This is a genomic window from Sphingomonas sp. GC_Shp_5 (assembly GCF_026540855.1).
Classification (GTDB): domain Bacteria; phylum Pseudomonadota; class Alphaproteobacteria; order Sphingomonadales; family Sphingomonadaceae; genus Sphingomonas.
The window spans coordinates 79,287-103,202 of sequence record NZ_JALNUP010000001.1 but is presented as its reverse complement, the minus strand read 5'-3'; the positions used below and the strand labels follow the sequence as shown (position 1 = coordinate 103,202).

General features: G+C 67.6%; 21 protein-coding genes and 2 tRNA genes. 10 read left to right on the top strand and 13 right to left on the bottom strand.

Features of this window, described 5'->3' with window-relative positions; translation table 11 throughout:
* Positions 1–22: 22 nt before the first annotated feature.
* From OXR60_RS00480 to dapA, 11 genes are all read right to left on the bottom strand, one after another.
* A complete protein-coding gene (locus tag OXR60_RS00480; protein ID WP_267392991.1) occupies positions 23–1,201 on the bottom strand; it encodes a class I SAM-dependent RNA methyltransferase in 1,179 nt (392 codons plus the stop codon).
* On the bottom strand, positions 1,198–2,565 hold the full coding sequence (locus OXR60_RS00475) for an NAD(P)H-hydrate dehydratase (RefSeq protein WP_267392989.1): 1,368 nt from the start codon (positions 2,563–2,565) through the stop codon (positions 1,198–1,200). Before OXR60_RS00475 ends, OXR60_RS00480 begins: the two co-directional genes overlap by 4 nt.
* Positions 2,562–2,930, bottom strand: coding sequence for a hypothetical protein (locus OXR60_RS00470; RefSeq protein WP_267392987.1), 369 nt, complete (start codon positions 2,928–2,930; stop codon positions 2,562–2,564). The genes OXR60_RS00475 and OXR60_RS00470 overlap by 4 nt, the downstream gene beginning before the upstream one ends.
* A gap of 22 nt (positions 2,931–2,952) precedes the next feature.
* A complete protein-coding gene (gene ilvD / locus OXR60_RS00465) occupies positions 2,953–4,671 on the bottom strand; it encodes a dihydroxy-acid dehydratase (RefSeq protein ID WP_267392985.1) in 1,719 nt (572 codons plus the stop codon).
* Between the two features lie 176 nt (positions 4,672–4,847).
* Positions 4,848–5,201, bottom strand: a complete 354-nt coding sequence (locus tag OXR60_RS00460; RefSeq protein ID WP_267392983.1) for a response regulator — start codon at positions 5,199–5,201, stop codon at positions 4,848–4,850.
* An 81-nt stretch (positions 5,202–5,282) separates the two neighbouring features.
* Positions 5,283–7,664, bottom strand: a complete 2,382-nt coding sequence (locus tag OXR60_RS00455; protein WP_267392981.1) for a PAS domain-containing sensor histidine kinase — start codon at positions 7,662–7,664, stop codon at positions 5,283–5,285.
* Between the two features lie 400 nt (positions 7,665–8,064).
* Positions 8,065–10,074, bottom strand: a complete 2,010-nt coding sequence (locus OXR60_RS00450; RefSeq protein WP_267392979.1) for a M13 family metallopeptidase — start codon at positions 10,072–10,074, stop codon at positions 8,065–8,067.
* Between the two features lie 63 nt (positions 10,075–10,137).
* Positions 10,138–12,204 (bottom strand): M13-type metalloendopeptidase, encoded by a 2,067-nt coding sequence (locus tag OXR60_RS00445; RefSeq protein WP_267392977.1) that lies wholly within the window; start codon positions 12,202–12,204, stop codon positions 10,138–10,140.
* Between the two features lie 92 nt (positions 12,205–12,296).
* The gene (locus OXR60_RS00440) at positions 12,297–12,872 is read right to left on the bottom strand and encodes a DUF2062 domain-containing protein (RefSeq protein WP_267392976.1); all 576 of its coding nucleotides are present in this window, start codon (positions 12,870–12,872) and stop codon (positions 12,297–12,299) included.
* Entirely contained in the window at positions 12,872–13,354 is a 483-nt protein-coding gene (smpB, locus tag OXR60_RS00435) for an SsrA-binding protein SmpB (RefSeq protein ID WP_267392975.1), read from the bottom strand. The genes OXR60_RS00440 and smpB overlap by 1 nt, the downstream gene beginning before the upstream one ends.
* An 81-nt stretch (positions 13,355–13,435) precedes the next feature.
* A complete protein-coding gene (dapA, locus tag OXR60_RS00430; RefSeq protein WP_267392974.1) occupies positions 13,436–14,320 on the bottom strand; it encodes a 4-hydroxy-tetrahydrodipicolinate synthase in 885 nt (294 codons plus the stop codon).
* A 79-nt stretch (positions 14,321–14,399) separates the two neighbouring features.
* On the opposite strand from dapA, the gene OXR60_RS00425 reads away from it, so the two are divergent.
* The 5 genes from OXR60_RS00425 (at position 14,400) to OXR60_RS00405 (ending at position 18,916) form a co-directional block, all read left to right on the top strand.
* On the top strand, positions 14,400–16,394 hold the full coding sequence (locus OXR60_RS00425; protein ID WP_267392972.1) for a lytic transglycosylase domain-containing protein: 1,995 nt from the start codon (positions 14,400–14,402) through the stop codon (positions 16,392–16,394).
* A gap of 63 nt (positions 16,395–16,457) precedes the next feature.
* A complete protein-coding gene (locus OXR60_RS00420) occupies positions 16,458–16,940 on the top strand; it encodes a GreA/GreB family elongation factor (protein WP_267392970.1) in 483 nt (160 codons plus the stop codon).
* A gap of 49 nt (positions 16,941–16,989) precedes the next feature.
* Entirely contained in the window at positions 16,990–17,238 is a 249-nt protein-coding gene (locus tag OXR60_RS00415) for a hypothetical protein (RefSeq protein ID WP_267392969.1), read from the top strand.
* Positions 17,239–17,276: 38 nt separating this feature from the next.
* Positions 17,277–18,089, top strand: a complete 813-nt coding sequence (locus tag OXR60_RS00410) for an NYN domain-containing protein (RefSeq protein ID WP_267392968.1) — start codon at positions 17,277–17,279, stop codon at positions 18,087–18,089.
* A 125-nt stretch (positions 18,090–18,214) separates the two neighbouring features.
* Positions 18,215–18,916 carry a DUF899 family protein gene (locus tag OXR60_RS00405; RefSeq protein WP_267392966.1) on the top strand — a complete coding sequence of 234 codons (702 nt, stop codon included), beginning with the start codon at positions 18,215–18,217 and terminating at the stop codon, positions 18,914–18,916.
* Positions 18,917–18,920: 4 nt separating this feature from the next.
* Here the strand turns inward: OXR60_RS00405 and ettA are convergent, their stop codons facing one another.
* Positions 18,921–20,600, bottom strand: a complete 1,680-nt coding sequence (gene ettA, locus OXR60_RS00400) for an energy-dependent translational throttle protein EttA (RefSeq protein WP_267392964.1) — start codon at positions 20,598–20,600, stop codon at positions 18,921–18,923.
* Positions 20,601–20,756: 156 nt separating this feature from the next.
* Between ettA and OXR60_RS00395 the strand changes: the two genes are divergently transcribed.
* From OXR60_RS00395 to OXR60_RS00385, 3 genes are all read left to right on the top strand, one after another.
* The gene (locus OXR60_RS00395) at positions 20,757–22,154 is read left to right on the top strand and encodes a M20/M25/M40 family metallo-hydrolase (protein ID WP_267392962.1); all 1,398 of its coding nucleotides are present in this window, start codon (positions 20,757–20,759) and stop codon (positions 22,152–22,154) included.
* Positions 22,155–22,285: 131 nt separating this feature from the next.
* Positions 22,286–22,549 (top strand): hypothetical protein, encoded by a 264-nt coding sequence (locus tag OXR60_RS00390; protein ID WP_267392961.1) that lies wholly within the window; start codon positions 22,286–22,288, stop codon positions 22,547–22,549.
* Positions 22,550–22,700: 151 nt separating this feature from the next.
* A tRNA-Ile gene (locus OXR60_RS00385) sits at positions 22,701–22,776 on the top strand.
* A 30-nt stretch (positions 22,777–22,806) separates the two neighbouring features.
* On the opposite strand, the gene OXR60_RS00380 is transcribed toward OXR60_RS00385, so the two are convergent.
* Complete coding sequence (locus OXR60_RS00380; protein WP_267392960.1) at positions 22,807–23,004, bottom strand: hypothetical protein; 198 nt, start codon at positions 23,002–23,004, stop codon at positions 22,807–22,809.
* A gap of 226 nt (positions 23,005–23,230) precedes the next feature.
* On the opposite strand from OXR60_RS00380, the gene OXR60_RS00375 reads away from it, so the two are divergent.
* Both OXR60_RS00375 and OXR60_RS00370 read left to right on the top strand, forming a co-directional pair.
* On the top strand, positions 23,231–23,401 hold the full coding sequence (locus OXR60_RS00375) for a Flp family type IVb pilin (protein WP_267392959.1): 171 nt from the start codon (positions 23,231–23,233) through the stop codon (positions 23,399–23,401).
* 423 nt (positions 23,402–23,824) lie between these two features.
* Positions 23,825–23,901 (top strand) — tRNA-Pro (locus OXR60_RS00370).
* Positions 23,902–23,916: the final 15 nt, after the last annotated feature.

The following is a 23,916-nucleotide window of genomic DNA, read 5'->3' as shown; positions in this document are numbered from 1 at the left end:
CGTCCCGCCACCCCGGCATCGCTCAGCGGCTGAACCGCGCCGCCAGCTCGACATGGGTCGACCAGCGGAACTGGCCGACCGGCTGGACCCAGTCGAGCCGCCAACCGCCGTCGACCAATATCTTGGCATCGCGCGCGAAGCTGCTGGGATTGCACGAGACATAGCCGATGATCGGCGACTGAGTCTTGGCGAGCGCCTCGACCTGGTCGCGGGCGCCCGCGCGGGGTGGATCGATCACCACCGCGCCGAACCGGTCGAGTTCGCCGACCGTGAGCGGCCGGCGATAGAGGTCGCGATGCTCGGTGAACACCGGCTTCTGGGCGAGCGCGGCAGCGGCTTTCAGCGACAGGATCGCATCGCGCGCACCCTCGGCGGCATAGACGCGGGTCGGCAGCGCCAGCGCGAAGGTGCCGAGGCCGGCGAACAGATCGGCAACGGTCGGCGCGCCCGCAGTCGCCTCGCGCATCGCCGCCACCAGTGCCGCCTCGCCTTCCGCGGTCGCCTGGAGGAAGGCCGCATGCGGCAGCGCGACGGGCACGCCGCCCAGCGTGATGGTCGCGCCCTGCGGCTCCCAGCGAGTCTCGGGGCCGAGGCCATCGTCGATCGCAAACCGGGCGACACCGTGGCGCTCGCAAAAGGCGGTGATCGCCTCGGCGGCTTCGAGCCCGTCTGCCTTGAGGCCGTTGACGAGCACGTCCGCGCCCTGATCGGCGAGGGTCAGGTGGATATCGGCGCGACGGCGGAAACCGAGCCGCTGGAGCAAGGCGCGCAGCGGCGCGACCAGCGCGAATAGCTCGGGGCTGAGGATATGGCATTCGACGATGTCGACGATGGCGTGGCTCTGCGCCTCGGAGAAGCCGAGCAGGATGCGGCCGCCCTTGGCTTCGGCGTGCAGCGTCGCGCGGCGGCGGGTGCGCGGCGGCGACACCAGCGGCGGACGCAGCGGCGCGGCCAGCCCCTGCGCGTCGAGCGCGGACGCGATGCGATCGGTGACGAAGGCGGCGTAGCTCTCGTCGTCGAGATGCTGGAGCTGGCAGCCGCCACAGGTGGGGAAATGACGGCATGGCGGCAGCTGATGGTGCGGGCCCGGGATGACGGTGCCGTCCGCCTCCAGCGTGTCGCCGGGTGCCGACAGCGCAGCGTGGCGGCCATCGGCAGTGATGCCGTCGCCCCGCGCGGCGACGCGGATGATCGTGCTCACAGCGACGCGCGCGCGGGCGTCAGCGCCTCGGCGAGATCGTCGGCGATGAACGCGGCGCCGCTGCGTCGCGCGGCCTCGGCATGGAGCCAGACCGCCGCTTCGGCCGCGGCAAAGGGGTCGCCGCCGGCTGCGAGCATCGCCCCGGTGGTGCCGGCGAGGACGTCGCCGCTGCCGGCGGTGGAGAGCCAGTCATTGGCGTCGCCGGCAACGGTGACGCGGCCGTCGGGTGCGGCGATCACGGTGTCGGCGCCCTTGTGGATGACGACGGCGTTGGCGGCCTTGGCGGCGGCGCGGGTGGCGGTGATCTTGTCGGTAGTCGGCGTGCCGAACAATGCGGCGAACTCGCCACCATGGGGGGTAAGGATCATCGCGGCGCTGTGGCCGCTCATCCGCGCGATGTCCACGATGTGCAGCGCGTCGCCGTCGATCACCAGCGGCCTGCCGCCGGCGAAGGCGGCACCGACGCGGTGGGCAGCCTCGTCGTCGCGGCCGAGACCGGGGCCGATCACGACGGCGCCGATCTTGTCGTTGGCGAGCGCGTCGGCGTTGAACGCCTTGCGCACGATCGCATGCGGCGCGCCGGGCGTGTCGGTGAGCAGCAGCGCATAGCCTGCGCCGGCGCGCAGCGCCGCGATCGCCGCCATCTCGCCGGCGCCGGCCATGCTGCCCGGCACCACCGCGACCATGCCGCGGCTGTATTTGTGCGAGTCCGGCCCCGGCCGTTTCAGCGATGGCGGCGCGATGACCTTGGCTGCCGCTTTCGCCGAGACGCCGATGTCGAGCAGGCGGATCGCGCCGGCATACCGCGCGGCGGGCTGGAGCAGATGGGCGGGCTTGGCGGCGCCGAGCGCCAAGGTAACGTGGCAGCGCGGGGGCTCGCCGAGCAGCGCGCCATCGTCGGTCACCACGCCGCTCGGCAGATCGACCGCGATCACCAGTCGCGCGGCGGTGGCGAGGCGGCGGAGGTCGGCGGCGAGCGCGTCATCGAGCGGGCGGGTAAGGCCGGTGCCGAACAGCGCGTCGACCAGCACCGGAGCGGGTGCGGCGTCGGCGATGGCCTCGACCGGACCGGTCCAGCCGGCGCGCGCCTGCTCTGCCGCAGCGCTGCGCGGCGGCGCCGCTGCGGCGACGCGCACGGCGAGGCCGGCTGCGGCCAAGCGGGTTGCGGCAACATAGCCGTCGCCACCGTTGTTGCCCGGGCCGCACAGCATCAGCACCTCGGCGCCGGCGGCTAGGCGGCGAACGGCGTCGGCGATCGCCGCGCCGGCGCGGGCCATCAGCGCGTCGACGGCGATGCCGCTCGCAGCCTCGGCGGCGCGCATCTCGGCCGCGGTGAGGATCGGCTGTCCGGCAAGCAGGATCATCGCTTCACCGTCGCCGGTAGCTGGTAGCGATCGGCGCCGATCGCGACGTCGATGCCGTCGGCACCGCGGATGGTGACCGTAGCTGGCTCGGCGCCATCGGCGGCGACGACGCCGCGGCCGTCACGGGTGACGAGCAGGCGATGGAAGCCGCCATCCTCGGCGCGCAGGGTAAGGATCAGACCGCGGCTGGTCTGCGCCTGGTCGATCGTGCAGCGGCGCGCGAGCGGCGCCGCGCCACGGGCGCAGAGGATGCGGGCGTGATCCTCGACGGGGTGGCGCTGGTCCGTCGTGCCCTGCGCCAGTGCTTGGCTATTGCCGCTCTGCTGCGGCGCGCCGGAGCAGGCGGCGAGCACCAGCCCCGGCATCAGGAGGGCGACAACGCGCCGGTCAGATATCCGCGTAGACATGGGTTTCGGCGCGCGCTCCCGGGTGAGTGACGGCACCCTTATAAGCGGGGCCGACATTCTGGGCATAGCGCCACAAGGCGCCCGAGCCATAATCGTTCACCCGCGCCGTCCACGCCGCCTTGCGTGCGGCGACCACATCGTCGGCGACGACGAGATCGATCGTCCCCGCTTCGGCATCGATGCGGATGGTGTCGCCATCCTCGATCAGCGCGATCGGACCGCCCTCGGCGGCCTCGGGGCCGACATGGCCGATGCAGAAACCGCGGGTGCCGCCCGAGAAGCGACCATCGGTGATCAGCGCGACGCTCTCGCCCATGCCGAGGCCATAAAGCGCGGCGGTGGTGGAGAGCATCTCGCGCATGCCCGGGCCGCCCTTGGGGCCTTCGTAGCGGATCACCAGCACCTCGCCCTCACGGATCGAGCGCGCCTCAACGGCGGCAAAGGCGTCTTCCTCGCAATCGAAGCATCGCGCCGGCCCTTCGAACTGCAGGCGGTGCATGCCGGCGACCTTCACGATCGCGCCATCGGGGGCGAGGCTGCCGCGCAGGCCAACGACGCCGCCGGTCGGCGACAATGGGGTGGCGACGTCGTAGATCACCTTCTGGTTGGGATTCCAGGTGACCTGGTCGATGTTCTCGCCGAGCGTCTTGCCGGTCACGGTCAGGCAGTCGCCGTCGAGCAACCCGCCTGCGAGCATGGTCTTCATCATCATGTAGACCCCGCCGGCCTCATACATGTCCTTGGCGACATAGCGGCCGCCGGGCTTGAGATCGGCGATATAGGGCGTCGACTTGAACGCCTCGGCGACGTCGAACAGGTCGAAGTCGATCCCCGCCTCGTTTGCCATCGCCGGCAGGTGCAGCGCGGCGTTGGTGGAGCCGCCGGTGGCGGCGACGACGCGGGCGGCGTTGATGAAGGCGGCGCGGGTGCAGATGTCGCGCGGGCGCAAATTGCGGGCGATAACGTCCATCACCTGCGCGCCGGCGGCGACTGCGATCTGCTCGCGGGTGGTATAGGGTGCGGGCACCATATTGCTGTTGGGCAGCGACAAGCCGATCGCCTCGCCGACGCAGGCCATGGTGTTGGCGGTGAACTGGCCACCGCAGGCGCCGTGACCGGGACAGGCGACCTTCTCGAGCTCATGGACCTCAGACAATGGGCAGGCGCCAGCGGCGTACTTGCCGACCACCTCGAACACGTCGACGACGGTGACGTCGCGGTTCTGGAAGCGGCCGGGCAGGATCGAGCCACCATAGACGAAGATCGAGGGCACGTTGAGGCGGAGCATCGCCATCATCATGCCGGGCAGCGACTTGTCGCAACCGGCGAAGCCGACCAGCGCGTCATAGCAATGGCCGCGGACCGAGAGCTCGACCGAATCGGCGATCACCTCGCGGCTGACCAGCGACGCCTTCATGCCCTGATGGCCCATGGCGATGCCGTCGGTCACCGTGATGGTGTTGAACCGGCGCGGCAGGCCGCCGCCCGCAATCACGCCGGCCTGGGCGGCATCGGCCTGGGCATCGAGCGTGGTGTTGCACGGCGCCGAATTGTTGCCGGCCGAGGCGAGCGCGACGAAGGGCTTCTGAATGTCCTCCTCGGCAATGCCCATGGCATAATAATAGGAACGGTGCGGGGCGCGCTCTGGCCCCACCGAGACATGGCGGCTCGGCAGGCGGGACTTGTCAAACTGGGTCATGGCGACAGGCTATTGCGTCGCAGCGATCATCGACGCAAGTCTGTTGCGGCGAATTTGTGGCCCAGCTTGTACACCACTAGCGACCGTGCACCGTCATCCCAGCAAACGCCGGGATCTTTGGCGATGAGCCCTGTGATGGAGCCGCGGGAGACCCCAGCTTTCGCCGGGATGACGGATCACAGCAAGCTGTCGAGCGCCTTGGCGACGCCGTCCATGGTGAACGGCTTCTGGAGTACCGGGCGGCCACGGAACTGGGCGTCAACGCTGTCGTCGCTGCCGCCGGTCGCGAACACGAAGGGAATGTCGCGCGACGCCAGTGCCTCGGCGATCGGCGTGCTCTTCTCGCCGCCGCGCAGATTGACGTCCAGTATCGCTGCGTCAATCCCGCCCTGCTCGATCCGCTCGAGCGCGGCTGCGACCGTGTCGACGGTGCCGACCGCCTGCTTGTCCAGCACCTCGAGGAAATCCTCAAGCATCATCGCGATTAGGGGTTCGTCTTCGACGATGAGGATCCGGGTGGGTAAGGGCATAGCGGGCCCTTATCCACGAAATATGCCAAGTGCCAACACCTTGTTGGTTAACTTGCGGTTACCTTTTGTTCACGGTGGCGCTCAGCGGCCGATCAGCACATCGCGAGCGGCTTCGGCGAGCTGCTGGACCGAGAACGGCTTGGGCAGGAAGGCGACATTGTCGAGGTCGATAGACTTGCGCAACTGCTCTTCGGCATAGCCCGACATGAAGATGATCGGCAGGTCAGGATAGCGCTCGCGGGCGGCGCGGACCATGGTCGGCCCGTCCATGATCGGCATCACCACGTCGCTGATCAGCAGGTCCGGCCTGCCATGGGCGTCGAGGCAGGCGAGCGCAGCGTCACCATTCTCGGCGGTGAGCACGGTATAGCCCTGGCGGGTGAGCGCGCGTTCGGCGACGGCGCGGACCATGTCCTCGTCCTCGACGAGTAGGATGGTGCCGGTGCCCCACATCTCCACCGGCTTGGCCGCAACCCGCGGCGGCGCCACCCGCGGCGCCATGCCGGCGGCGTGGACCGGTAGGTACATGCTGAAGGTCGCCCCCTGCCCGGGCTCGGAATCGGCGAAGATCCAGCCGCCCGACTGCTTGACGATGCCGTAGACGGTCGAGAGCCCGAGGCCTGTTCCCTTGCCGACCTCCTTGGTGGTGAAGAAGGGCTCGAAGATCTTGGGCAGGATCTCGGGCGGGATGCCGCCGCCAGTGTCCGACACGATCAGCGCGGTGTAATCGGCGACTGGCAGGATGTCGGAAGCCATGGCGCGGACCTCGGCGGCGGTGACCCCCTTGGTCTGGATGGTCAGGGTGCCGCCACCCTGCGGGTTGTGTGCAATCATCGCGTCGCGGGCGTTGACCGCGAGGTTGACCACCACCTGCTCGAGCTGCCCCGGGTCGGCGCGCACCGCGCCAAGACCGCGACCGTGATGGACGTCGAGCCGCACCGTCTCGCCCATCAGCCGGCGCAGCAGGCTCGATACCTCGGCGACGACATCGGGCAACTGGAGAATCTGCGGGTGAAGCGTCTGCTGGCGCGAAAAGGCGAGCAATTGTCGGGTGAGGCTCGCGGCGCGGTTCGAGTTGGTGCGGATCTGCTGGATGTCGTCATAGTCGCTGTCACCCGGCGAGTGGCGCATCATCATCAGGTCGCAATGGCCGATGATTGCGGTGAGGATGTTGTTGAAATCGTGCGCGACGCCGCCGGCGAGTTGGCCGACCGCCTGCATCTTGGTGGCCTGCGCCACCTCGCGCTTCAACCGCGATTCCTCCGAATTATCCTTGAGGCTGAGCAGCACCGAGGCATCGCCGAGGCCGCGGGCACCGGCGATGGTCAGCACCACAGGCTCCTCGGGATGGCCCTTGAGGCGGACGGCCATGTCGCTGGAATGGGTCGCGCCACCGGCGAAGCGGCGGATCGCGTCGGCGACCGCGCCCTTGTCCTCGCGCACCACCAGATCACCCGGGTAGAGCGGCGTGCTATGGGCATCGACCCCGGCGGCGCGGACGAACGAATCGTTCATCTGCAGGAAGCGGCCCTCGCGATCGACCAGCGCCATGCCGAACGGCATCAGGCTGACGAGGCTGCGGACGTGCGCCGAGGCGCTAGCGCCGATCGCCGGCGCGGTATCCTCATCGTCGAGCAGGATAACGAGCACGGGCGCGTCGTCGCCATCGATGAACGGGATCTGCAGCACGCGCAACGGCGTGCCGTCGAGCCCCTCGCGCTCGAAACGGACCAGCGCGCGGCTGTCGGTGATCAGCAATCGGGCAAAATCGCGACCCTCGATGCCGCCTTGGCCGCCATGCGCGCGCATCGCCAGCACGCGGTTGGCGGCGCGGATCCGGCCGTCGGCGCCGATCAGCGCGGCCATCACCCCGGCACCGCCGAGCCGATCGCCGGCGGGGCCGACGATCAATTGCTCGGTGCTGGCGGCAAGATCCTCCTCGTGCAGCACAGTGAAACGCCACACCAGCATGTCGGCCTCATCGCCGGCGCGGACGATATGGACCGACAGCTTGACGCCGTTGGTGGAAAGCTGGCGCAACTGCGCCTTGCCGTCGCGCCACGCGGTGCGGCCGGCGATCGCGAGCGAGGCGGGCCCCTCGCCGTCGAGCGGCAGGCCAGGCGGGGTGGCGAAACTGCCGAACAGGATCTCATAGGCATCGTTGGCGCAGACCAGCCGGCCGGCGCGATCGGTGATCGCCACGGCGTCGCCGCTCGCCTGGACGATCGCCCGGGTGAAATCCCAGTCGACGCCGCCGGGCTGGTTGACCGCAGCCGGCGCGAGCATGCGCCATACGATCGCCGCGCCGATGACGATCATCCCAGTCGCGAGGAAACCCGCGGCAAGCGCGGCGCTGCCGGCGAGCAGGAACACGAGCAACGCAGCCGCCAGCGTCGCGCCGGCCGCGACCAGCGCGGCGGCGGGCCGGGGCGCTAAAGCGCGGGACACCGGGAGCGAAGCCATGCCAATCGTCTTCGGATCAGCGAGGCGGTGGCGTCAAGCTATTGTGCGTGGAGGGGTGTTGGCGTCGGGGTGATCAGGGGTGAGGAGAGCGCCGTGGCCTAGCCCTCTCGCAAACGTTCAAAGCGGACGCAGGGGGAAGCGAACGGTTCGCTTCCGGAAGTTCACTGCCTGTGGCAATCTGCCCGCTCGTCGCTTCATCGTCATCCCAGCGACGGCTGGGATCTGTTGCGGCTCCTGCCCGGCGCTCTTCCATAAAATCCCAGCTTGCGCTGGGATGACGGATTGAGGAGCGGCGCTCGGGCCTTGTGAGCTCAGGCGGCACCGGACGATGGGTCGACTGAGCCCAACCTGTCCCAAGCAACGCTGCCCCTCCTGCCACGCGGCGGAAGGGGCACCGCCATCACCAGATCCGTACGCGCTGATCGGGCGCGAGCACAATCTTGCCGCCGGGCTTGGGCTTGTAGGCGGCATACCAGGGGTCGAGGTTGCGCACGACCCAGGCGCGCTGTTCGGAGGGCGAGTGCGGATCGGTCAGCAGGCGCTGGCGCAAATTCGCCTCGCGGTAGCTGCGCCGCCATACCTGCGCCCAGCCGAGGTAGAAGCGCTGGTCGCCCGTAAAGCCGTCGATCACCGGCGCGGCCTTGCCGCCGAGCGCCTTGTGATAGGCATCATACGCGACCGTCAGCCCGGCCAGATCGGCGGTGTTCTCGCCAAGCGTGAGGCCGCCGTTGACGTGCATGCCGGGGAGCGGCTGATAGGCGTTATACTCCGCCACGAGCTGGTCGGTGCGCTTGGTGAAGGCGGCGACGTCGGCGGGGGTCCACCAGTCGGTGAGCTTGCCGCTCGCGTCATATTTGCGGCCCTGATCGTCGAAATGGTGCGACAGCTCGTGACCGATCACCGCGCCGATACCGCCATAGTTGATCGCCGGATCCGCCTTGGGATCGAAGAACGGCGGCTGCAGGATCGCCGCCGGGAACACGATCTCGACCATGCCGGGGTTGGCGTAAGCGTTGATCGTCATCGGGGTCATGCCCCATTCCCAGCGCTGCAGCGGCTTGCCGAGATGGCCGACGTTGTAATCGTGGCCCCATTGGTTGGCGCGCAGGTTGTTGCCGAACGCGTCGCCCGCGGTGACGGTGAGGTTGGAATAATCCTTCCACTGGCTGGGATAGCCGATCTTGGGGGTGAAGGCGGCCAGCTTGGCGTGGGCCTTGACCTTGGTCTCCGCGCTCATCCAGTCGAGATGATCGATCCGCTCACCCATCGCGGCGATGATGTTCTTGACCAGCGCATCGGCGGCCGCCTTCGTCTCCGGCGGGAAGTATTTGGCGACGTAGAGCTTGCTGACTTCGTCATCGATGCTGTTGACGGTGTAATCCACCGCGCGCTTCCAGCGCACTTCCTGCTCGGGCGTGCCCGAGAGGATGGTGCCGTTGAAGGCGAAGCTCTCCTCGTCGAAGGCGTGGTGCAGCACGTCGGCGAAGCCGTCCAGCGAGCGCAGCAGCAGCTGGTCCTGGAGAACCCCGATCGGTGCCGCGGCTACCACCTTGGCGATGCCGGCGACGGCGCTCGGTTGGGCGACGATCAGGCTGCCGACCGCGGTACCATTGGCCTTGAACAGCGCGGCAAAGTCGAACCCCGGCGCGGTGCGGGCGAGATCGGCGACGCTCATCTTGTTGTAGGTCTTGTCGGCGTCGCGGCTCTCGGTGCGGGTCCAGCTCGCCTGGGCGATCTGGGTTTCGAAATCGACGATCGCCTTGGCCCGGGCGTCCGCATTCGGCTCGCCAGCGAGGGTGAACATCTTGGCGATGTGCGCCTGATAAGCGGTCTTGGCCTGGGCGAGCTTGGCGTCGGCGCTGAGATAGTAATCGCGATCGGGCAGGCCGAGGCCGCTCTGGTAGAGGCTCAGCGCATACACTTCGGGCTGCTTGTCGTCCTGGCCGACGCCGAGGCCAAACGGCCCGCCGACGCCATTGCGCTGCGCCTTGCCGAGCAGGGTCGCGTAACTGGCCTTGGTGGATGCCTTGATTTCGGCGAGCCACGGCTTGATCGGGGCGAGGCCCTTGGCGTCGATCGTCGCGGTATCGAGATAGGTCGCATAGGCGCGGCCGATCTTCGACGCAGGGTCGGTCTTGGCCTGTTCGAGGATGCCGCGGGTCTGTTCGCGGGCGCGATCGTCGAGGATGTTGAACGAGCCATAATTAGACTTGTCGGCGGGGATCGGCGTGCTCTTGGCCCATTGGCCGTTGGCGAAGCCGTAGAAATCGTCGCCCGGTGCGACCGTCTTGTCCATGCCGGCCTCATCGAAGCCGAAGGTGCCATATTCGGGCCTAGTCGCAGTCTGGGCGTGAACGATGCCGGCAGTCGCCGACGCGCCGAGCAGCCCGGCGAGGATGAACTTCTTCATGCGGATACTCCCGAGGGAAAAAGAAGGCCGCCCGGCGGAGCGATCCGCGGGCGGCCAAAGCGATTACCAGATCTTGATGCGGTCGGCGGGTGCCAGATAGTATTTCTGGCCCGGCTTGACGTTGTCGGCGGCATACCAGGCATCGAGGTTGCGCACCACATAGGCGCGCCACTGGCCCGGCGTGTGCGGATCGGTGGTGATCTGGTTGCGGATCGATTCCTCGCGCGCCTTGGTCTGCCACACCTGCCCGAAGCCGAGGAAGAAGCGCTGATCGCCGGTGAAGCCCTCGATCTTGGGCGCCGGCTTGCCCTTGAGCGAGATCTTATAGGCGTCATAAGCAACGTTGATGCCGGCGAGATCGGCCATGTTCTCGCCGAGCGTCAGCTTGCCGTTGACATGGCCGCCGGGGATCGGCTCGTAGGCGCCATATTGCGCGACGACCTTGTCGGTGAGCGCGGTGAAGCGCTTGACGTCCTCGGGCGTCCACCAGTCGGCGAAATTGCCCTGCGGATCGAACTTGCGGCCTTGATCGTCGAAGTGATGGCTGAGCTCATGCCCGATCACGGCGCCGATCGCGCCATAATTCACCGCCGGATCGGCATTGGGATCGAAGAACGGCGGCTGCAGGATTGCCGCCGGGAACACCACCTCGTTCATCAGCGGATTGGCGTAGGCGTTCACCGTCTGCGGGGTCATGAACCATTCGCTGCGGTCGACCGGCTTGCCGATCTTGTCGAGCTGGCGCTTGTACTCGAACTCGGCGGCCCGATCCGCGTTGCCGAGCACGTCGCCCTTGACGATCTGCAGCGTCGAATAGTCCCGCCACTTGCTCGGATAGCCGATCTTGGGCGTAAAGGCGGCTAGCTTGGCGCGCGCCTTGACCTTGGTCTCAGGCGCCATCCAGGTGAGGTTCGACAGCCGTGCGTCCATCGCCGAGATCAGGTTGTGGACCAGCTCGTCGGCCTTGGCCTTGGCTTCGGGCGGAAAGTATTTGGCGACGTAGAGCTGGCCAACCGCCTCGCCGAGGCTGCCGTTGACGAAGCCGACACCGCGCTTCCAGCGCTCGCGCAGCTGGGGCGTGCCGTTGAGCGTGGTGCCGTAGAAGGCGAATTGGCGATTGACGAACGCGCTCGACAGCATCGGCGCGGCATCGCTGATCTTGTGGAAGGCGAGATATTCCTTCCAAGTCGCGATCGGGGTGGCACCGACGATCTTCGCGGTCCCGGTAAGCGCCGACGGCTGGCCGACGATTACCCGGGTCTGGCTGCCGACCCCCTGCGCATCGAGCATGGTCTTCCAGTCGAAGCCCGGCATCGTGGTGGCCAGATCGGCGACCATCACGGGGTTGTAGCCCTTCTCCACCTGGCGCAGCTCGGCGCGCTCCCAATGGACCTGGGCGATCTGCTTCTCGAGATCGTAGATCCGCTGCGCCGACCCTTGCGGATCAGGCTGGCCGGCGAGCTTCATCATGTCCGCGATGTAGGTGACGTATTTCGTCCGCGCTTCGGCGAACTTGGGATCGTCCTTGAGGTAATAATCGCGATCCGGCAGGCCGAGCCCGCCCTGCCCCAGATACACCGCATAGACGGTGTTGTTCTTGAGGTCCTGCTGCACCCCGGCGCCGATCGGCATGTCTTCGCCATGGATGCTGGCATCGGCAAAGGCGCGGGCGAGATCGGTCTGGGTGCGGATCGCGGCGATCTTGTCGAGATAGGGCTTGAGCGGGGCAGCGCCCCTCGCCTCGATCGCGGGGGCATCCATGAACGAGGAATAAGCCGTGCCGATCTTGTCGGCGACGCTGCCCGGCGTACCGCCGCTCGCCGCCGCCGTCTCGATCACCTCGCGCGTGCGCGCGCTCGACAGCTCGGCGAGCACCGCGAAGCCGCCCCAGCTCGACCGGTCCGCCGGGATCTGCGTCCGTGCCATCCAGGCGCCGTTGACGTAATTGTAGAAATCGTCGCCCGGCGCGATCTTGCGATCCATCGCGCTAAGATCGACGCCGAAGTCGCCGAGCTGCGGCTTGCCGGCAACGGACGCGGCGGTCGCCGGCGTCGGGGCGGACGTCTGGGCGTAAAGCGCGCCGCTTGCGGCCGTGGCGAGCAACAGCCCGACCAGGATGTGATGACGCATGGAAGTACCCCCAATTGATCGTTGAACCTTATGGGCGTGTTGTACTCAACTGATACGCCTCGTCAATTGAGTTCGATGACCGGAAATCTCGATCAGATGTCGTGGGTATTCCGACGGTTACGCCATTTGCGCGCGATCCACAGCCGCCAGCCGAGCGCGCTCGCGGCATAGCCGACGACGGCCATCACCGCCGAGACGATCAGCAGCCCGACCGCCACCGCCGGCGCCGCGTCCGACATCAGCCACTGCAGCCAGCCCGACTGCGCGGCATCGCGCACCGGATCGCCCGGCACGACATGATCGAGCCTGAGTGTCAGTTTGCCGATCCAATAAGCGAATGCCCAGATGAACGGCGTCGTGAAGGGATTGGTGATGAAGGTGGTCAGTGCCGCGGTGGGCACGTTGGCGCGAAAGGGCAGCGCGAGCAGCGCCGACACGGCAATCTGCGCGACCGGGAACAGGATGCCGGTGACCATGCCGAGGGCGACGCCGCGCGGCACCGAGCGGCGGGTGAAACGCCACAGTTCGGGTGCGAGCACGCGGTGCGCCACGGGGCGCAGCAGCCGGCTACGCTCCATCGATTCGCGAGTCGGCAGGTTGCGACGGCTCCAGGCGGCGAGCCGCTGCCAGACGCCCGGTGCCGGACCGGCGCCGGGAGGGGGCGCCATCAGCCGCGATCGCGCATGATGCGGGCAGCGTCACGCTTCCAGTCGCGCTCCTTGATCGCCTCGCGCTTGTCGTGGGTCTTCCTGCCCTTGGCCAATGCCAGCTCCACCTTGGCGCGCCCGCGCGAATTGAAATAAACGCTGAGCGGCACCAGGGTCATGCCCTCGCGCGCCACCGCGCCATGGAGCTTGTTTATCTCGCGCTCGTGAAGGAGCAGTTGACGCGGGCGCTTGGCCTCATGGTTGAAGCGGTTGCCATGGCTGAATTCGGGTACGTTGGAATTGACCAGCCACACCTTGCCGTCGCGAACCTCGGCATAGCTTTCCGCGATCGAGCCCTCGCCGAAGCGCAGGCTCTTCACCTCGGTGCCGACGAGCGCGATCCCCGCCTCATAGACCGTGTCGATGCTGTATTCGAACCGGGCCTTGCGGTTCTCGGCGACGATCTTCGTTTTCTCGAAGGTAGGGGGCTTGGGGCGTGGCATAAGCCTCGCGATGTAGGGACTTGGGTGGCCGAGGGGAAGCGGGCGTGGTCTCGATCTTCGCCGCTTCCCCCGTCGATGCCGTCAGACCAGCCCGGCGTGAACCAGTGCCGCGTCGACCGCCATCCGCGACGCCTCGGATGGCCAGGTCATCGGCAGGCGGATGCCGGCGGGGAAGCCGGGCCGCACCCGGGTCATCGCGTATTTGACCGGGCCGGGCGAGGCATCGGTGAACAAGGCGTCGTGGAGCGGATAGAGCCGGTCCTGCAGCGCCAGCGCCGCGGCATAGTCGCCGGCCTGGCACGCCGCCTGGAAGTCGGCGCAGAGCCGCGGCGCGACGTTGGCGGACACCGAGATACAGCCCCTGCCGCCCATGGCGTTGAACGCCAGCGCCATATCGTCATTGCCCGACAGCTGCGCGAAGCGGTCGCCGCAGCCGGCGCGATGCTGCGAGACGCGGGCGATCGCACCGCTGGCGTCCTTGACCGCGACGAACACCGCGGGAAATTCGGTGACGATCCGCACCAGCGTGGCCGGCTGGATGTCGGTGACGGTGCGGGCCGGCACGTTGTAGAGCACGATCGGCAGGTCGGCCGTGGCGGCGAGCGCGGCGAAGTGCCGGTAGATGCCCTCCTGGCTCGGCCGGTTGTAATAAGGCGGCACCATCAGCGCGGCATCGGCACCGGCCTGTTTGGCGCGCGCGATATTGGCGGCGGCGACCTGGGTATCGTTGGAGCCGGCGCCGGCGATCACCGGCACGCGGCCGCGCGCCTGATCGACGCAGACCGCGACGATGCCGAAATGTTCGTCGACATTCAGCGTCGCCGCCTCGCCGGTGGTGCCGCACGGCACCAGCGCCGACGAGCCTTCGGCTATCTGCCATTCGATCAGATCGCGATAGGCGGCTTCATCGAAGGCGCCATCGGCGGCGAAGGGCGTGACGAGCGCCGGGATGGATCCGGAAAACATGGGGTGAGATGCGCTCCTGCTGCGCCGGTGACAGTGTTTTGTTCAGGACATGTAAGGTCGCAAGCCGTATCCTGTCCACATGCACGCATCCACGCTCCGCACCGGGATCCTCGTCGCCGCCCTTGCCGGGGTGGCGCTGGCCGCCTCGGGCCAGGACCAGCTTGACCAGCTGCGCACGCAAATGGCCAACATGGGGCCGCAATCGCCGCAGACCCCGCAGGACGGCGCGATCGCGGCGACGATCGCGCAGTGGAAGGCCATCCAGCAGACCGACGCGATGCCGTTCGAGAGCTATGCCGGTTTCCTCATGGCGCATCCGGGCTGGCCCGGCGAAGCCGCCAATCGCCGCGCCGCCGAGCGCCAGGCCGGCGTCGCCAACCCGTCGAGCGTGCTCGCCTTCTTCGCCCGCTTCCCACCGCAATCGGCGAGCGGGCTGGTGGCGCAGGCGCGGGCACTCGCCGCGACCGGCCGGTCGGGCGATGCCGCCGCCGCGGCACGCGCGGCCTGGCGCAAGGGCGGGCTCGCCGCGACCGACGAGAGCACCATCCTCGGCGGTTTCGCCGGTGCGCTGACCCCCGACGATCACGACGCGCGGATGGATGCGTTGCTGTGGCAGGGCTCCACGGGAGTCGCGGCGCGCCAGATCGGCTTCACCAGCGCAGCACGACGGCCGATGTTCGCGGCACGGCTAGCGTTCCGCAGCAATGCCGCCAATGCCGCGGACCTGGCAATGACCACCCAGGATCAGTTCGCCACCGATCCGGGCTATATCGCCGATCGCGCGATCTGGCTGCGCAACTCGGGCGCGAGCCCCAGCGCGCGCAGCTGGCTCGCCCGTCCACGCACGCTCGCGGGTCGCCCCGGCAATGTCGAGGAATGGTATGAGGTGCTGCTCACCAACGCCCGCGGCGCCAACGCCGATCATCAGTATCAACTCGCCTATGACATCGCCCGGCAGGTGGACGACGCCTATCCGGTCGGCACCGACGTCTCGAAGAAGCCCTATGGCGAGCGCGACGATTACACCAGCCTGGTGTGGCTTGCCGGCCAGGTGGCGATGAAGCAGCTCGGCCGGCCCGCCGACGCGATGGTGATGTACGATCGCTACGGGCGCGGCAGCATGGCGCCGCAGACCCGCGCCAAAGGTTTCTACTGGGCCGGCCGCGCCGCCGAGGCCGCGGGCAAGAGCATCGAGGCGGCCGCCTTCTACGCGCAGGCCGGCGGCTTTCGCGATCAATATTACGGCCAGCTTGCGCTCGAGCGCACCGGCAAGCCGCTGGTGGCGCCGCCGGCGATCGGTATGCCGGCGATCGCGCCCGCCGTTCGCCAGGCGTTCGACAATCGCGAGACGGTGCGCGCGGCGAAGTTCCTCGGGCAGATCGCCGACTGGCAGGACCAGACCGCCTTTGTTCGCCAGATCGCCGCCGACGCCGAGACATCGACAGACCATCTGCTCGCCGCCGAGCTGTCGCGCACGATCAACCGCCCGGACCTCGGCGTGATGGTCGGGCGAAGCGCGATGCAGAACGGGCTCAGCGACTATTCCGCCGCGGGTTTCCCGACGGTGACGGTGCCGGCGGGTTATGAGGATAGCTGGACGATCATCCATGCCATCGCTCGCCAGGAAAGCCAGTTCGACAAGACCGCGGTCAGCCATGCCGGCGCGCGCGGGCTGATGCAGCTGATGCCGGGCACCGCGCGCGAGCAATCGAGCAAGATCGGCCTTGCCTACGACCAGGCGGCGCTGACCACCGATCCCGGGCTGTCGATGATGCTCGGCTCGAGCTACTTCAAGCGCATCTTCGGCCTCTACGGCAGCTATCCGCTGGCGATCGCCGCCTACAATGCCGGCCCCGGCAATGTGAACAAATGGCTCACCGCCAATGGCGATCCGCGCACCGGCGCCGTCGACATGGTCGACTGGATCGAGGCGATCCCGCTGTCGGAGACGCGCAACTATGTGCAGCGCGTCACCGAAAATGCGGTTGTCTATGACCTGATCAACCCGGCGCGGGCGAAGAGCCGCGGGCCGGCCAACCTCAGCTGGTATCTCGGCAAGAACCGGCCGGGGTGACACCGGGCCTTGCCCGAGAGCCCCGGGATGACGGCGTATCGATCCTCGCCTAGACACGCGGCGATGGACCGCCCGAACTACATCACCCCCGCCGGCTATGGCGTGCTGCGCGCCGAGTATGAGCAATTGTTCGGCACCGAGCGGCCGGCGCTGGTCGAGACCATTGCCTGGGCCGCGGGTAACGGCGATCGCTCGGAGAATGGCGACTATATCTACGGCCGCAAGCGGCTGCGCGAGATCGATCGTCGGCTCGGCTGGCTTTCGCGACGGATGAAGGCGGCGAAGGTTGTCGATCCCACGCAGCAGGAGGATCGCAGCCGCGCCTGGTTCGGCGCCATCGTCACGATCGCCGACGAGAACGATCAGGAGCGCGTGCTGACGCTGGTCGGCGACGACGAGGCCGACGCCGGCGCCGGCAGGATTGGCTGGAACGCCCCCCTCGCCCGCGCGCTGCGCGGCGCGGCGGTGGGCGATCTCAGGCGGGTGACGCTGCCGGCGGGCGAGCGGGAGTATGAGGTGATCGCCATCGCTTATCCGACGGGATGAGGAACGGCCGCGGCGGCCGATCCGTTGATCGCCGACAAGGAGAATGACCATGGCCGAGAACTCCCGCACCACCGCCGCGCGCGATCATGACGACAGCGCGATCATCGATGCCGCGGTCGCCGAAGGCTCGGGCGGGACGGTCGGCACCGCCGGCGGCAGCCTCGCCCAGGACATCGCGACCCAGGACGACCTCGCGCGCGCGGTTGACGATCCCGAGGTACACACCCGCGCCACGAAGAGCGACGACATCGCCAACAACCAGGCCCGGGCGAGCGATCGCGGCCCCAACCGCCAATAGCGGTTGACCGGGCGGCAGCCGGCGGCGACGGTTGCGGGATGACCGATGAACCCACCCGCAACGTCGCCCTGCTGATCGACGCCGACAACGCCTCCTGGCATGCGATCGACCCGGTGCTAACGGTGCTCGCCGAACTCGGCAGCGTCAACGTCCGCCGGGTCTATGGCAATTGGACCAAGCCGGGCCTCAAGGGCTGGCGCGACATGACGGTGAAGCACGGCATCGAGCCGCAGCAGCAGTTCGACCTTACCAAGGGCAAGAACGCCACCGACATGAAGATGACGATCGACGCGATGGATCTGCTGTTCCGCGGCCGGGTCGACGGCTTCGGGATCATGTCGTCGGATAGCGATTTCATGCCGCTGGCGATGCGGCTGCGCCAGGATGGGCATCCGGTGTACGGCTTTGGGGGCGCCAAGACGCCCGAGGCGTTCAAGCGCGCGTGCACACGGTTTATCGATGTCGATGTGATGCTCCGCGAGCGGTCGCCGGCGGCGCCGGCAGCCGCCGCCCCGCCGCCCCCGATTGCGCCGCCACCGGTGGTGGTCAACGAGGACGTCCCGCTAGAGCAGGCGCTGCCGCCGGCGATCTCGGGGGGCCTGAAGCCACGGCCCAAGCTCGCGGTGGACAACGAGTTGCTCAAGCTGCTGATCGACGCCTATGATTCGGTGAAACGCGACGAACGCGGCTTCGTCAGCCTCACCGCGATGGGCCAGCTCGCGGGCAACCGCTCAAGCTTCGATGCCCGCAATTACGGCTACAGCCGCTTGTCCGACCTGATCGAGGCGGTGCCCAATTTCCAGGTCGAGCGGCGCGAGGGCGGCCGACTGTTTGTCAAGCGGGTGCGCTAGCCAGCGGCCGGCGCGTCCTCTATCCAGCGGGGGTGATCTGCGATAGGCTGAAGGCCGAGAGGTAATCCACCTGGGGGATGCGTCTGGCCGTCCCCGAGCCTGGGAGAACGCCGATGCACGATTGCATGCCCGCTGATCCGCTCGCCCCTGCCGCCGATCTTGCTGCGCAAGCGCGCCAGGCCTGGCTTGGCGAAACCGCAACCTACTGCGCCGCGCGCGAGGCCCTGCTCGCCGAGGAGATCGAGCTGCGGCGGCACCTGGAACGCGTCGCAGCGTTGCGGCGGGCGCTGCCGCCCGGTCCGCCGATTACCACCAGTTACGCCTTTATCGACGAAACCGGTGCATCACGCACGCTGCCCGATCTGTTCGGCGATCACGACACGCTGATCGTCTATTGTTGGATGTTTGGCCCGGCACGGGCGCGCCCGTGCCCGATGTGCACCAACCTTCTCGGACCGCTCGATGGCAATGCCGCGGATCTCGAGCAGCAGGTCGCGCTGGCGGTGATCGGGCGATCGCCGATCGCGCGGCAGATCGCCTTCAAAGCCGAACGCGGCTGGCGGCACCTCAAGCTATACGAAACCGACGACGCCTTTCCGCGCGATTTCCGGGCGCTGGCGCCGGACGGCGATGAATGGCCAGCGCTGCTGGTCTTCATCCGCGACGACACGGATATCTGGCTCCACTGGGCGGGCGAGATGTCGGGCGTCACCGCCGATCCCGGCCAGGACCCGCGCGGTGCGCCCGACCTCGCCCCCTTGTGGAACCTCCTAGACCTGACCCCGCGAGGCCGGGATCAGGACTGGTATCCCAAACTCGCTTATTGACCGATCAGCGCGTCAGCTTCTTATACGCCAGTCGGGTCGGGCGATCGGCGGCATCGCCCATGCGGCGGCGCTTGTCTTCCTCGTAGCTTTCGTAATTGCCCTCGAACCATTCGACATGGCTGTCACCCTCGAACGCGAGGATGTGGGTGCAGAGACGGTCGAGGAAGAAGCGATCGTGGCTGATCACCACCGCGCAGCCGGCGAAGGTCTCCAGCGCCTCCTCGAGCGCGCGCAGCGTCTCGACGTCGAGATCGTTGGTCGGCTCGTCGAGCAGCAGGACGTTGCCGCCCTCCTTGAGCATCTTGGCCATGTGGACGCGGTTGCGCTCGCCGCCCGACAGCTGGCCGACCTTCTTCTGCTGGTCGGCGCCGCGGAAGTTGAACGCGCCCACATAAGCGCGCGTGCCCATCTCCTGCTTGCCGAAGCGGAAGATCTCGAGCTCGTCGGAGATTTCCTGCCAGACGTTCTTGTTGGGATCGAGATCGTCGCGTGACTGGTCGACATAGCCAAGCTTGACCGTCGAGCCGACCTCGATCGTGCCCTCGTCGGGCTGTTCCTGGCCGGTGATCAGCTTGAACAGCGTCGACTTGCCGGCGCCGTTGGGGCCGATCACGCCGACGATGCCGCCCGGCGGCAGGGTGAAGTCGAGCCCGTCGAACAGCAACTTGTCGCCATAGGACTTGGTCAGGCCCTTGGCCTCGATGACCTTGCCACCGAGCCGCGAGGGCAATTGGATGAGGATCGCGGCCTTGCCGGCGACGCGGCTTTCCTGCTTTTCCATGAGTTCGTCGAACGCGCGGATACGCGCCTTGGACTTGGTCTGGCGGGCCTTGGGTGTCTGGCGCATCCAGGCGAGCTCGTCGGCGATCGCACGCTGCTTGCCGGCCTCGTCGCGCTCCTCCTGCTCGAGCCGCTTGGCCTTCTTCTCGAGATAGCCCGAATAGTTGCTTTCATAGGTGTAATAGCGGCCGCGATCGAGCTCGAGCACCCAGTTGACCACATTGTCGAGGAAGTAGCGGTCGTGGGTGACGAGGATGACGTTGCCGGCATATTCCTTGAGGTAGTTCTCGAGCCATGCGACGCTCTCGGCGTCGAGATGGTTGGTCGGCTCGTCGAGCAGCAGGATGTCCGGCTTCTCGAGCAGCAGCTTGCACAAGGCGACGCGGCGCTTCTCGCCACCCGACAGGGTGGTGACATCGGCATCGCCCGGCGGACAGCGCAGCGCTTCCATCGCCTGCTCGAGCTGGCTGTCGAGCGCCCAGCCGTCGACCGCATCGATCTTGGCCTGGAGATCGCCCATCTCCTCCATCAGCTTGTCGAAATCGGTGTCGTCCTGCGGATCGCCCATTTCGGCCGAGATCGCGTTGAAGCGGTCGACCAGGTCGGCGATCGGGCGCACGCCGTCCTTGACGTTGCCCATCACGTCCTTGCTCGGATCGAGCTGCGGCTCCTGCGCGAGATAGCCGACGCGGACGCCTTCCGCGGCCCAGGCCTCGCCGGTGAAATCGGGGTCGATGCCTGCCATGACCTTCATCAGCGTCGACTTGCCCGAGCCGTTGGGGCCGATGATCGCGATCTTGGCCGACGGGATGAACTGCAGGTGGATGTTGTTGAGGACGGGCTTGTTGGCGCCGGGGAAGGTCTTGGTCAGACCCTTCATGACGTAGGTATACTGGACGGCCATATGCCGACGGCTCCTGAATGATCGCTAGCGGTATTGGCATCGCATGTAGCGGGCGCCCGCTCCATGCGCAAATGCGCTGCTTGCCCCGGCTAAGGACATATTCCACACCGGCGGCGAACCGATCGAAGAAGACCGATCGACAAGGGGGACAACATCATGAAGCATGCCACTCTCGCCCTGCTGGCGCTTGCCGGCTCCACCCCGGCGCTGGCGCAGCATGCCCGGCCTGCAGCGGGCGCGGCGGTTGATCCCGCGGTGGCGAAAATGCGCGATGCCGCGCTCAGCGACGACGTTGCCTATGACATCGTCGAGGGGCTCACCACCGAGGTCGGCCAGCGGCTCGCCGCTACCGAGGCCGAGGCGCGCGCGCGCAGCTGGGCAGTGGCCAAGCTCAAGGCGCTGGGCTTCAGGAATGTGCACATCGAGACCTACCGCATGCCGGTGTGGCTGCGCGGCGAAGAGATGGCGGAGGTGGTCGCCCCCTTCCCCCAGAAGCTCAAGCTGGTCGCGCTCGGCAATTCGGGCGCCACGCCGGCCGCGGGGCTCACCGCGCCGCTGGTCGTGTTCAAGACCTATGGCGAGCTGGAGGCCGCGCCGGCCGGAAGCCTTGCCGGGCGGATCATCTATGTCGGCAACGCGATGGAGCCGACCCAGGATGGCTCGAGCTACGGCAGCTATGGCGTCGCCCGCTTCGTCGGCCCGGCGGTTGCGGCGAGCAAGGGCGCGCTCGCGATCGTGATCCGCTCGGTCGGCACCGATCATCATCGCAACCCGCACACCGGGGTCACCGACTGGTCAGCGGGCACCACGCCGATCCCGGCGGCGGCGCTGTCGGTAAGCGATGCCGCGCTGATCGAGCGGATCGCGGCCCGCGGCAAGCCGATCACGCTCAAGCTGACGCTGACGCCGCACTTCGCGGGCACCGGCGAATCGGGCAATGTCATCGCCGAAGTGCCGGGCAGCGACGCCAAGGCCGGGGTGGTCCTGGTCGGTGGCCATCTCGACAGTTGGGATCTCGCCACCGGCGCGATCGACGATGCCTCGGGCGTCGCCATCACCGCCGCCGCCGCCAAACGGCTGCTCGACGGACCCAAGCCGCGGCGGACGATCCGCGTCGTCTGGTTCGGCGCCGAGGAGCCCGGCGGCTTTGGCGGCAAGGAATATGCCCGCGTTCACGGCGGCGAACGCCACGCGCTGGCGGCGGAGAGCGATTTCGGCGCCGACCGGGTGTGGCGGTTCGAGACCAACCTGCCCGCCACCGCCGCCGCGATCGGCGACCGGCTGGCCTCGGCACTGGCGCCGCTCGGCATCACCCGCGGCACCGGCGTGGGCGGCGACGGCACCGATGTCGGCCCGACGCTGGCGCTCGGCGTTCCCGCGATCGACCTCAACCAGGACGGCACCCGCTACTTCGACACCCATCACACGCCCGACGACACGCTCGACCGGATCGATCCGGCGCAGCTGCGCCAGAATGTCGCGGCCTGGACGACGATGCTTGCGATCGCGGCAAATGCCCCCGAGGAGCTGGGTCCGGTAACCCCGCGCAAATAAGGCACTTTCGCCATAAACATGGCAGCGGGATGAATTTGCCGATTGACCGAGGGGGAGCGTGCGCTATTTGGGCTGCTTCGCGACGGCAATCGGGTCGGCCGCGATGATTTGTTTTGCTTGGGAGCAATCGAATGAAGAAGATCGCTTTCGTTCTCGCTGCCGCCGGCCTGATGTCCGTCGCTGCGTGCTCGAAGTCGCCTGAGGCTGCTGCTGTTGAGAACAACGCCGATCAGCTGGCGGACAACATGGAGCTGCAGGCCGACAACCTCGACGCGCTTGCCGACAACACCTCGAACGCGTCGACTGCCGCCGTGCTCGAGAACGCTGCCGACAACACCAACGCCGCCGCGGACAACGTCCGTGACGCCGCTGACGAGAAGGCCGACAACATGTAATCAGCCTGCATCGGGCGCTTCGCCCGGTGCGCTGATCATGATGATCGAGAATGAGGGCGTCCTTTCGGGGGCGCCCTTTTTCATGGCCGCCGCTTTTTGCGTGCGGCGGTTTTGCTTTAAGCCCGTGTTGCGCTAATCGCGGCACCCGGTGGGGCCTGTAGCTCAATGGTTAGAGCTGGCCGCTCATAACGGCTAGGTTGCGGGTTCGAGTCCTGCCGGGCCCACCAACTGCTTGCCACGCGCCGGAACTGGCGCAATCAAGCAGCGTCCTCGTCGTCGTGCGGCCGCTGATCGGTTAGCCTGTGCTGATGCTGCCAGCGTGCCATCAGCGCGCGGACCAGCCCGCCGCCACGGAAATATTGCCGCGCCCATGCTGCCCTGCGGCGTCGCTCGGCACGCTCCATCAGCATCACGCCGGCGATCAGCAGGATGATCAATCCTCCGACGACAATCATGGCGATGGTTTGGTCGCCGGTCACAGGCGGATGGAGGCCCCGGGCGCCTGTTCGACGATGGTGACGGGATCTTGCGCGATCATGGCTAAGCCTATGCGGTGAGGCGGGTTTCGAGCAAGGCCGGGCGGCGTTGATCGACGCTTGCCGTGTATCAGCACGGCACGAAAGCGCGCCGAGGATGAACGCGTTAACGGCGCCTTCACTCGCCTCCCGCAAAGATATTGCCATGCAGCATGTTCTTCACCAGCTATTCCGCAGCCGTCGGGCTGCCACCGCGATCGAATATGGCCTGATCGCCGCGCTGATCGCGGTCGCGGCGATCGCGGCGATGCAGGGCCTGGGCAACAAGCTCAAGACGACGTTCGACAACGTGTCCTCCAACATGAAGGCCAGCTGAGCGCACGCGCCAGCCGACCAGCGGCTGTAATAAAAAGTTGCACTCAATTCGAATCGCCGACATCATCCGCCAATAACAACGGGGACAAGAGCCCCGAGGAGAGGTGCTGGATGATCTATCTCGAGATCCTGATGGGCTGCCTTGCGCTGTCGTTCATCGCTATCCCGATCACGCTGGCGGTCTTGGCTAAACGCCGACCGATTACAACTGACCATATTCCAGGCTGAACTCGCCCTAAGCTGATCGATTGGGTCACCGGGCGAGCTGCGCACCTGCTTACAGCGGCACGCACTCGGATCGCAGGCAATCGGCTTGGCGGCCTTGGACAAGGCTGAAGTGGCAAAGCCGTGCCCGCCGCATGCGCTGCGGGGAACAATGATGCTTGCATCGATGAGGGCGGTACCGCTAAGGCGCTGTCCCTGTCGGGGAGTGGCGCAGGCTGGTAGCGCACCTGGTTTGGGACCAGGGGGTCGCAGGTTCGAATCCTGTCTCCCCGACCATCATGATGGCGATCA